The sequence below is a fragment of the Micromonospora sp. KC606 genome, from assembly GCF_004348675.1.
Classification (GTDB): domain Bacteria; phylum Actinomycetota; class Actinomycetes; order Mycobacteriales; family Micromonosporaceae; genus Micromonospora.
In genome coordinates, this window is sequence record NZ_SMKN01000198.1 from 1 (window position 1) to 10,665 (window position 10,665).

Consider the following 10,665-nt stretch of genomic DNA (forward strand, 5'->3'; position numbering starts at 1 on the left):
TGCGGTGGGGGCGGCACCGGGGCGGCCTCCAGGCGGCGTAGCCGCTGTTCGGCGTTGCGGACCCGGCTGGCCAGGGACTGCTGCACCCGGCCACCGGCCCGGTCGTACGCCATCTTGTTGCCGTCGGTGCTGGCGCGGCCCGGTGCGACCTGACGGGCGGTGGTGGCGGCGGCGAACCGGAGCCGGTCGACCTCCGCGCGCCATTGCTGGTGGGCCTGCGCCCAGCGCTGGCGGGCGGCGGCCCGCTCGGCGAGGTAGCCGGCGTAGCCGCCGCCGTGCCGGGTGAGGGTGCGCCGGTCGGCGTCGGCCTCGATCAGGACGGTGGCGACCCGTTCCAGGAAGACCCGGTCGTGGGAGACGACGACGGTGGTGCCCCGCCGGCTGCGCAGGTGCTCTTCCAGCCAGCCGAGGGCGGTGTCGTCGAGGTGGTTGGTGGGCTCGTCGAGCAGCAGCACCTCGGTGTTGGCGGCGAGCACCGAGGCCAGGCGCAGCCGCGCCTGTTCTCCGCCGGACAGTTCGCCGAGGCGGCGGTCCCGGTCGAGGCCGGCCAGCCCGAGGCCGTGCAGGGTGCGCTCGACGCGGGCGTCGGCGTCGTAACCACCGCGCAACTCGAAGGCGGTGGCGAGGTCGCCGTACTCGGCGAGCAGCCGCGGGTCGCCGGTGGCGAGCAGCGGTTCGAGTGCCCGCAGCCGGGCCTGCGTCGCACGCAGGTCCGCCAGGGCGGCGTCGACGGCCTGGCCGACGGTGTGGTGCGGCGACAGGGGCGCGTTCTGGGCGAGGTGGCCGACACCGCCGTCGGCGATGACGGTGACGCTGCCGTCGTCCGGGGTGTCGAGGCCGGCGAGCAGGCGCAGCAGGGTGGATTTGCCGGAGCCGTTCTCGCCGACCACGCCGGCCCGCTCGCCGGGGGCGAGGGCGCAGGTCACGGCGTCGAACAGGAGGCGGTCGCCACGGGCGACGGTGAGGTCGTGGACGCTGATCTGGGTGGGCATGGGTCTCCGCTCGGTCGGTGGTCGGGCGGCCGCGACGGGCGCGGCCGTCGGAACGATCACCTCACCGGACCACGGCAGGCTCCTTAAAGCGACGACTGTTGCGATAAGATCCTGACATGGAGACGCCCGCGCCGACAACCCGATTCGCCGACCCGCCCGCCGGGACCCCGCGGCGTCCCGGCGGGCGCAGCGCCCGGGTGCGCCGCCGGGTTCTCGACACGGTCATAACCCTGCTGGTCGAGCGGGGTTACGACGCCCTGACCGTCGACGCGGTCGCCGAGCGGTCCGGGGTGCACCGCACGACCGTCTACCGGCGTTGGCGCGACGTCGGCGGTCTCCTCGCTGACGTGCTCGCCGAGGCCACCGGCGACGACTGGCAGCCCCGCGACACCGGCTCGCTGCGCGGCGACCTGGAGGCCATCAACCAGGAGGTGCACGAGGCCCTGACCGCCGAGCCGCCGCTCACCGGGGCGCTCATCGCCGCGTCGTTCCGCTCCCCGCCGGCCGCGGCGGCTCTGCGCGCCTTCTGGGCCGACCGGTACGAGCGCTGTGCCGTGGTCGTCGCGCGGGCGGTGGCCCGGGGCGAGGCGCCCGCCGGCACCGACGCGCGCGCGCTGCTGGTCGCGGCGACCGCGCCGGTCTACCACGAACTGCTCCTGCTCCGCAGCGGCGCCGACCTTACCGTGGCCGCGCAGGCGGCCCGGACGGCGGCGGTCGCCGCCCGGGCGGGCGCCTTCGTCACGGCCTGACCGGCGAGTCCGCCCCCGCCAACACCTTTCGGTGCGACGATGACCACGGTCGTCGACAGCGACGGGGCACCTGATCGAGGGGGCACAGTGGCGTCGCAGCTCAACCCGTACCTGAACTTCGCCGGCAACGCGCGCCAGGCGATGGAGTTCTACCAGCAGGTGTTCGGCGGCGACCTGTCGCTGACCACGTTCGGCGATTTCGGCACTGACGACCCGGCCATCGCCGACCAGATCATGCACGGCGTGCTGCGCACCGCGAGCGGCCACGTGCTGATGGCCTCGGACATGCCGCCCGGCATGGAGATCCGACGCGGCAACGCCAACACCGTCTGCCTCAGCGGTGACGACGCCGACGAGCTACGCCGCTGGTGGGAGCAGCTCTCCGCCGGCGGGGTGGTGAGCACGCCGCTGGAGAAGCAGATGTGGGGCGACGAGTTCGGGCAGTGCGAGGACCGCTTCGGCACCCCCTGGATGGTCGACATCAGCCCGCCGCCGGCGTGACCAGGACTGTTTGACCGACGGCGGGACCGGAAAGAGTGCCGGGCATGAAGTGGACCGGTCGAGCCGCAGCCGTCGTCACCGCCGCTCTCGCGGGCCTCGCCGCCCGCGACGTCCTCCAGCGCGACCACGCGCTGCTACGCAACTTCCCGGTGATCGGGCGGGCCCGCTACCTGCTGGAGTCGATTGGGCCGGAGCTACGGCAGTACATCGTCGCCGGCAACAACGAGGAGCGGCCGTTCACCCGCGACCAGCGGCGCTGGATCTACGCCTCGGCCAAGCGGCAGAACAACTACTTCGGCTTCGGCACGGACAACGACATCGAATACACCCCCGGCTACCCGATCATCAAGCACCGCACCTTCGGCCGGTCGGTGCCGCCGTCGACCCCGGCAGCCGGTCACGACGTCCGACTGCCGGCGGCGAAGGTGCTCGGCCGCGCGCGCGGGCGGACGCAGGCGCACCGTCCCCGGTCGGTGGTCAACATCTCCGCGATGAGCTTCGGTTCACTGTCGGGCAACGCGGTGGCGGCGTTGAACAGGGGCGCAGCGCTGGCGGGCTGCCTGCACAACACCGGCGAGGGCGGGCTGTCGCCGTACCACCGCAACGGTGGTGAACTCATCTTCCAGCTCGGCACCGCGTACTTCGGGTGCCGGGACTCCCGGGGCCGGTTCGACCTGGGCCGGCTCAGGGACCTGGTGGCCGGGGCGCCGGTGCGGGCGCTGGAGGTGAAACTCAGCCAGGGCGCGAAGCCGAGCCTGGGCGGGCTGCTGCCCGGGGCGAAGGTGTCGGCGGAGATCGCCGCCACCCGGGGCATCCCGGAGGGAAAGGACTGTGTCAGCCCGTCCCGGCACGCCGAGTTCTCCGACTGCGACAGCCTGCTGGACTGGGTGGAACTGCTCGCCGCCGAGACCGGACTGCCGGTCGGCATCAAGTCCGCCGTCGGTGATCTTGGTTTCTGGGAGGATCTGGCCACGCTGATGCGGGACACCGGGCGCGGCGTGGACTTCGTGACCGTGGACGGCGGTGAGGGCGGCACCGGCGCCGCGCCGCTGATCTTCACCGACTCGGTGTCGCTGCCGTTCCAGCAGGGCTTCGCCCGCGTCTACAGGACCTTCGCCGAGCGAGGGCTGCACGAGGACGTGATCTTCGTCGGATCCGGCAAGCTGGGGCTGCCGGACAACGCGGTCGTCGCGTTCGCGCTCGGCTGCGACGTGGTCAACGTGGGCCGGGAGGCGATGCTGGCGATCGGCTGCATCCAGGCGCAGAAGTGCCACACCGACACCTGCCCCACGGGCGTGGCCACCCAGAACAGGTGGCTGGCCCGCGGGCTGGACCCGGCGCTCAAGTCGGTACGCGCCGCGAACTACGTGCGTACGCTGCGGCGGGATCTCGTTAAGGTCGCCGAGGCGTGCGGGGTGGAACATCCCGGGCTGATCGACACCGACGCGGTGGAGATCCTCGACGGGCGTACCTCGGCCACGGCGCTGCGTGAGGTCTACGGCTACCGGCCCGAGTGGGGGCTGCCCTCAGCCGCCGACCGGGCGAAGATCGTCGCGCTGATGACCGGGGAGGCGCCCCGGGGCGGCAGCGCTCCCCCGTCGGCCACCGCTGTCGGCTGAGGCTCACTCCTCGATCGCGCCGCCGACCGCGCGCAGGTGCTCCCGGAAGGTCAGCGTCGGGTCCACCGCCCGCCGGGCCAGGTACGCGTCGAACCGGACCTGCTCGCGCAGGGAGACACCGGCGTGGATGCGCTCGGCCTGCCGCCGCTCGGTCTCCCGGATCGACGCCGCGAGGTCGCACAGCTCCCCGGCCCGGTCGGCCGGCACGAACAACACCCCGTCGTCGTCTCCCAGGACCAGGTCGTGGTCGCCCACCGTCCACCGTCCCACCTCGGCGGAGGTGAGGGCGGACGGTGGACGCGGGTCGAGCCGCAGCGGGCCGGTGGGGATCGCACCGAGGCTGAACACCGGCAGCCCGATCACCTGGATGTCAGCGGTGTCCCGGTGCAGGCCCCAGACCACCACGCCGGCCAGACCGGCGGCCTGCGCCTCCCGCACCACGAGGTCACCGACGCAGCTCTCGTCGGTGCGTCCGGCGTTGTCGACGACGAGAACGTCTCCCGGGGCGGCGAGGTCGATGGCCTCCAGGAAAATGTCGACACTGCCGACGTGCCGGGTGGGCCTGACCCGGCCGGCCAGCCGACCGCCGAGAAGGACCGGCCGGACGGCGGCGGGCGCGCAGCGCACCGGCAGCCCGGCGCGCAGGCAGGCGTCGGCGACGTGGGCGGTGGTCAGCGAGGCGAACCGCCGGCACGGCTCAGGGATGCTCATCGCCTGACGGTAAGCGGCACACCCCGCCCCGGTGGCGGTCCACTTCCACACCACTGGCCTGTCGTGCTGCCGGGTAGGGCGGCGGGTCCGGCGGCCATGCCCCGATGCGGTCGCGGTGCTTTTCAGATGGCCGCCGACACGGCGGCCGGCCGCCGCCGTGTCGCCAGATCTTCCGGCGGGCCGTCCGGAAACCCTGCGACACCAGCCAGCAACACAACCCCGGGCAGCAAGCCGGCCCGGGTAACAGAACAGTAACAAGCCCTTGACACCGGACCTGCGCTGGACTGGAGTGTGGTGCACGCCACTAAAGCCTTTTAGTAATACGCACTAGCGGGGGCAGCGCTCCCAGTGCCTCACCTCCTTTGAGGCACCACATCAGCGAAAAGAATCAACGCAACGAGGACCTGCGGAGGTCTCATGCGACGCTGCACTAATTCCTTTTACTAGGTCGATTTAGGACGCGCGCCGTCCCTCCCGTTCGCGTGCCCACCACCGAGGAGATCCGCAGTGCCAGACGAGACCGAAGCCAGAATCGCCGTGCCGCACCGCGTCCCGGCGCCACCGGCGCCAGCGCGACCCGGGACGGTCGGACCGCCCGCCGGCTGCGAGTTGCTGCACCTGCGGGCCGCAGGGGTCAGTCTGGTCCTCGACCTCAGCCGGGCCCGGCTACCCCGCGTCCTGCACTGGGGCGCGGACCTCGACGAGTTGACCCCGGCGCAGCTCTCCGCCCTGGCCCTCGCCAGCACCCCGGCGGTCGTGTCCAACACGCTGGACGAGCCGGCCGACGTGGCGGTACTCGCCGAGCACGCCACCGGCTGGCCGGGCCTGCCGGGTCTGCGCGGGCACCGCGACGGCGCGGCGTGGTCCCCACTGTTCACCGTCACGTCGGTCGAACTGGACCGGACGGAGCACCCGCCGGGCCGGGGCGACCAGCCGGTGGTGATCCACGCCGTGGACCACGCCGCGGCGCTCCGGCTGGTCCTGGAGCTGCGGCTGACCGCCTCCGGGCTGGTCAAGCTCCGTGCCACGGTACGCAACGAGCACCCCACCGAGCCGTACACGGTGGACGGCCTGGTGCTGACCCTGCCGGTGCCGGAGACCGCCGGGGAACTACTCGACCTGACCGGACGTCACCTGCGCGAACGATCCCCGCAGCGCCAGCCGTTCAGCATCGGCGCCCGGGTACGGGACAACCGGCGCGGCCGCACCGGGGCGGACGCCACCCTGGTGCTCGCCGCCGGCGTACCGGGCTTCGGCTTCCGCTCCGGCGAGGTGTGGGCGGTGCACGTCGCCTGGAGTGGCAACCACACCACCCTCGCCGAGCGGATCCCCGACGGCCGGGCCGTGATCGGCGGCGGCGAGCTGCTGCTGCCCGGGGAGGTACGGCTGGCGCCGGGTCAGGAGTACGCCGGCCCGTGGCTCTACGCGGCGTACGGACATGGACTGGACGAGTTGTCCGAGCGGCTGCACCGGGAGCTGCGCACCCGGGCGCACCACCCGACGAGCCCGCGCCCGGTCGTGATGAACACGTGGGAGGCGGTCTACTTCGACCACGACCTGACCAAGTTGCACCGGTTGGCGGAGCTGGCGGCCGAGGTCGGCGTGGAGCGCTTCGTGCTGGACGACGGCTGGTTCCGGCACCGCCGCGACGACCACGCCGGCCTCGGTGACTGGTACGTGGACGAGGGCGTCTGGCCGCACGGGCTACACCCGCTCGTCGACCACGTCCGGGAGTTGAAGATGCAGTTCGGCCTCTGGGTCGAGCCCGAAATGATCAACCCGGACTCGGACCTGGCCCGCCGGCACCCGGAGTGGATCATGGCGACCGGGGATCGGCTGCCGCCGGAGGCGCGCCACCAGCAGGTGCTCAACCTGGGGCACCCGGGCGCGTACGCCTACCTCCTGGAGCGGCTGGACCGGCTGGTCGACGAGTACGCCATCGACTACCTCAAGTGGGATCACAACCGTGACCTGGTCGACGCCGGGGGTGGCCGGCGCGGCGAGCCGGCGGTGCGCGAGCAGGTGCTGACCGTCTACCGGCTGATGGACGAGCTGCGCCGCCGCCACCCGGAGCTCGAGATCGAGTCCTGCTCCTCGGGGGGCGCCCGGGTGGACCTCGGCATCCTGGAGCGCACCGACCGGATCTGGGCCAGCGACTGCGTCGACGCACTGGAGCGCCAGTCGATCCAGCGCTGGACCCAGCTGCTGTTGCCACCCGAGCTGATCGGCGCACACGTGGGCGCGACGCTCGCGCACACCACCGGCCGCCGCCACGAGTTGGCGTTCCGCGCCGGCACCGCGCTGTTCGGCCACTTCGGCATCGAGTGGGACCTGACCGTTGCCTGCGAGGCGGAGCGCGCCGAGCTGGCCCGGTGGGTGGCGCTCTACCGGGATACGCGCGACCTGTTGCACACCGGGCGGACGGTCCGGGTCGACCACCCCGACCCGGCCCTGTGGGTGCACGGCGTCGTCGCACCCGACCAGACGGAAGCAATCTTCGCCCTGGTCGCCATGGCGACGTCGGTCACCGCGCCGCCCGGCCGGGTACGGCTGCCCGGGCTGGACCCCGGCGCGGTGTACCGGCTCGCGCCGCTGCCCCCCGGTGACGTCGCCACCGGCACGAACCGCGCCCTGCCCCCGTGGTGGCGCGCGGGCGGGGTCCGGCTCACCGGCTCGGCGCTGGACCGGGTCGGCATCCAGGCTCCGGATCTGCATCCGGAGCACCTTCTCCTGCTTCGACTGACGAGGGAGTGACCCATGGCCGACGCCCTGTCCATCCCCACCGGACAACCTGCGGCAGTACCGCGACCCGAGCGGGTCCGCCGCCGCGCCGCCGCCAACTCCACGACCCGCCGCGGCGACCTCAAGGCCGCCACGATCTTCCTCCTGCCGGCGCTGGTCGGCTTCCTGGTCTTCTACCTGTGGCCGACGATCCGCGGCGTATACCTCAGCTTCACCGACTACAGCCTGCTGGTCGAGCCGGAGTGGGTCGGCACGGAGAACTACACCCGGATGCTGTCGGACCGGGTCTTCTGGCACTCACTGCTGGTGACCCTGGAGTACGTCGCGATCAACATCGGGGTGCAGACGATCGTGGCGATCGTCCTCGCCGTCCTGCTGCACCGACTCACCAGCTCGTCGTTCCTGCGTGGCGTGATCCTCCTGCCGTACCTGGTGGCGAACGTGGTCGTCGCGCTGGTCTGGTACGCGATGGCTGACTACAACATCGGCATGATCAACGGCGTCCTCGGCTGGTTCGGCGTCGACCCGGTCGCCTGGTTCGGTGACGAGAGGCTGGCGATTCCGACCATCGCTCTGGTCAACGTGTGGCGGCACCTGGGGTACACGGCGCTGCTCATCTTCGCCGGCCTGCAGGCGATTCCCAAGCAGATGTACGAGGCCGCCGCGGTGGACGGCTCCGGTGAGTGGCGATCCTTCTGGAGGATCACGCTCCCGCTGCTGCGCCCGGTGCTGGCCATGGTGCTGGTGCTGACCGTGATCGGCTCGTTCCAGATCTTCGACACCATCGCGGTGACCACGAAGGGCGGCCCGGTCAACGCCACCCGGGTCATCTACTACTACATCTACGACAAGGCGTTCACCCAGTACGAGTTCGGATACGCCGCCACGATGGGCGTCTTCCTGATCGTCGTCCTCGCCGGCATCTCGTTCCTCCAGCTGCGGTTGCTGCGAGCCAGCGAGTCGGATCTGTCCTGAGAGGAGTGTGAAATGATCGCTGACGGTGCAGGTCGTACGCCCCACCGGGGCCGCTTCCGCAGGATGTCACCCGGCCGGTTCCTGTCCTGGGTGGTGCTGTGGGCCTTCGTCCTCGTCACCCTGTTCCCCTTCTACTGGATGCTGCGCACCTCACTGTCGAACAACCGGGCGCTGTTCTCCGACCCGGCATCGCTGTTGCCCGTCGACTTCACGTGGGGCGGCTACCGACGGGTCCTCGGGCTGAGCACAGCCGAGGAGGCGCTGGCCGAGGGCGGGTCCGGCGCGTCGATCAAATTCTGGCTGTACCTGCGTAACTCGATCATCGTCGCCACCACCATCACCGCGGGGCAGGTGTTCTTCAGCGCGATGGCCGCGTACGCGTTCGCGCGGCTGCGCTGGCGCGGCCGGGACAAGGTGTTCTTCCTGTTCCTGACCGCCCTCATGGTGCCGCCGATCTTCATCTTCCTGCCGAACTTCGAGCTCATCAAGGACCTCGGCCTGCTGAACACCTTCCCCGGACTGGTCCTGCCGTTCTTCCTGATGACCCCGTTCGCGGTCTTCTTCCTGCGGCAGTTCTTCCTGAACATCAACCGCGAGGTGGAGGAGGCGGCGATGCTCGACGGCGCCGGTCACGCGCGCATCTTCTTCCAACTCATCCTGCCGACGAGCAAGGCGCCGATGGCCACGCTCGGCATCCTCACCTTCATCACCGCGTGGAACGAGTACTTCTGGCCGCTGCTGGTGACCGACCCCACCACCGACGACGCCCGGGTGCTCACAGTCGCGCTCGGCATCTTCCGGTCGCAGACGCCGCAGGGCAGCCCCGACTGGGCCGGGCTGATGGCCGCGTCCCTCATCGCCGCGCTGCCGGTGATCGTCCTGTTCGCGCTCGTCGGCCGGCGCGTCGTCAACTCGATCCAGTTCACGGGCGTCAAGTGACGTCCTCGGCCCGTCAAGGGCCATCCTCGGTTCCATCACACGGAAGGATCATCCGATGAGAAGTATGGGCACAGGGCGACCGATACTCAGGAAACTGTGTGCGGTTGCCGGCGTCGTGCTGCTACCGCTGACCGCCGCGGCCTGTGGTGGCGGCAGCGACTCGTCCGGCACGTCCGGCACCATCAACTACTGGCTGTGGGACTCCAACCAGCAGCCCGGCTACCAGCAGTGCGCCAACGACTTCCAGGCCGCCCACCCGGGCACCACCATCAAGATCACCCAGCTCGGCTGGGACGACTACTGGAGCAAGCTCACCACGAGTTTCGTGTCGGGCACGGCACCGGACGTGTTCACCAACCACCTGGGCAAGTACGGCGAGTTCGTCAACAAGAAGGTTCTCCTGTCGCTGGACGACCAGGTGAGCAAGGACGCGGTGGACCTCAGCGTCTACCAGGCGGGTCTGGCCGACCTGTGGGTGGGGCCGGACGGCAAGCGGTACGGCCTACCGAAGGACTGGGACACCATCGCCGTCTTCTACAACAAGAAGCTGGCCGACGAGGCCGGGGTGACCGCCGAGCAGTTGGCCGGCATGACGTGGAACCCCACCGACGGCGGCACGTACGAAAAGGTCATCGCGCGCCTGACGGTGGACCGGAACGGTAAGCGCGGCGACGAGCCGGGCTTCGACAAGACCAAGGTCAAGACGTACGGGATGTGGCTGGAGAACTCCGGCAACGGCGTGGGCCAGACCCAGTGGAGCATGTACGCGGTCAGCAACGGCTGGCAGTTCACCGACAAGAATCCGTGGGGCAGCCACTACAACTACGACGACCCGAAGTTCCAGAACACCATCACCTGGTGGAAGAGCCTCATCGACAAGGGCTACATGCCGCCGCTGAAGGCGACCTCCGCGGGCGGCCAGTCGGTCAACTGGAACGACATGCTCGCCGCCGGCAAGGCCGCCATGGCGACCAACGGTTCCTGGATGACCGGCCAGGTCTTCGGCGCGAAATCCGACAGCTTCGAACCCGCGGTCGCGCCGATGCCCGCGGGCCCGAGCGGCAAGCGCGCGAGCATGTTCAACGGCCTCGCCGACTCGATCTACGCCGGCACCAAGAACAAGGACGCCGCGTGGCAGTGGGTGAAGTACCTCGGCTCGGAGGCGTGCCAGAAGGTCATCGCCGAGCAGGGCGTGGTGTTCCCGGCGATCTCCTCCACCCTGGAGGCGTCGACGAAGAAGTTCGAGGAGAAGGGCGTGGACGTCTCCGCCTTCACCGTGCACGTGAAGGACCAGACGACGTTCCTCTTCCCGATCACCGACCACGCCGCCCAGATCGAGGCGATCATGAAGCCGGCCATGGACGCGGTGATGAACGGCAGCGCGCCGGTCAGCTCGCTGACGCAGGCGAACGAACAGGTCAACGCCCTGTTCGGGTA

General features: G+C 70.8%; 9 protein-coding genes. 7 read left to right on the forward strand and 2 right to left on the reverse strand.

Features of this window, described 5'->3' with window-relative positions; translation table 11 throughout:
* A partial coding sequence (locus E1193_RS25685) for an ATP-binding cassette domain-containing protein (protein WP_132185760.1) occupies nt 1-992 on the reverse strand: 992 nt, incomplete at its 3' end.
* Nucleotides 993-1,108: 116 nt separating this feature from the next.
* Between E1193_RS25685 and E1193_RS25690 the strand changes: the two genes are divergently transcribed.
* From E1193_RS25690 to E1193_RS25700, 3 genes are read left to right on the forward strand one after another with little or no spacing between them, the layout of a single operon-like run.
* On the forward strand, nt 1,109-1,741 hold the full coding sequence (locus E1193_RS25690) for a TetR/AcrR family transcriptional regulator (protein WP_132185761.1): 633 nt from the start codon (nt 1,109-1,111) through the stop codon (nt 1,739-1,741).
* Between the two features lie 39 nt (nt 1,742-1,780).
* Complete coding sequence (locus E1193_RS25695; protein ID WP_243707894.1) at nt 1,781-2,242, forward strand: VOC family protein; 462 nt, start codon at nt 1,781-1,783, stop codon at nt 2,240-2,242.
* A gap of 44 nt (nt 2,243-2,286) precedes the next feature.
* On the forward strand, nt 2,287-3,861 hold the full coding sequence (locus E1193_RS25700; protein ID WP_132185762.1) for an FMN-binding glutamate synthase family protein: 1,575 nt from the start codon (nt 2,287-2,289) through the stop codon (nt 3,859-3,861).
* Nucleotides 3,862-3,864: 3 nt separating this feature from the next.
* On the opposite strand, the gene E1193_RS25705 is transcribed toward E1193_RS25700, so the two are convergent.
* Nucleotides 3,865-4,572, reverse strand: coding sequence for an RraA family protein (locus E1193_RS25705; protein WP_132185763.1), 708 nt, complete (start codon nt 4,570-4,572; stop codon nt 3,865-3,867).
* Nucleotides 4,573-5,079: 507 nt separating this feature from the next.
* Here E1193_RS25705 and E1193_RS25710 point away from each other — a divergent pair.
* From E1193_RS25710 to E1193_RS25725, 4 genes are all read left to right on the forward strand, one after another.
* A complete protein-coding gene (locus E1193_RS25710; protein ID WP_243707895.1) occupies nt 5,080-7,326 on the forward strand; it encodes an alpha-galactosidase in 2,247 nt (748 codons plus the stop codon).
* A 3-nt stretch (nt 7,327-7,329) separates the two neighbouring features.
* The gene (locus tag E1193_RS25715) at nt 7,330-8,289 is read left to right on the forward strand and encodes a sugar ABC transporter permease (RefSeq protein WP_132185764.1); all 960 of its coding nucleotides are present in this window, start codon (nt 7,330-7,332) and stop codon (nt 8,287-8,289) included.
* A 12-nt stretch (nt 8,290-8,301) separates the two neighbouring features.
* Nucleotides 8,302-9,228: a carbohydrate ABC transporter permease gene (locus tag E1193_RS25720; RefSeq protein WP_243707896.1), complete on the forward strand. Its 927-nt coding sequence runs from the start codon at nt 8,302-8,304 to the stop codon at nt 9,226-9,228.
* A gap of 115 nt (nt 9,229-9,343) precedes the next feature.
* Nucleotides 9,344-10,665: sugar ABC transporter substrate-binding protein (locus tag E1193_RS25725; protein WP_243707897.1), on the forward strand; the 1,322-nt coding region annotated here is incomplete at its 3' end.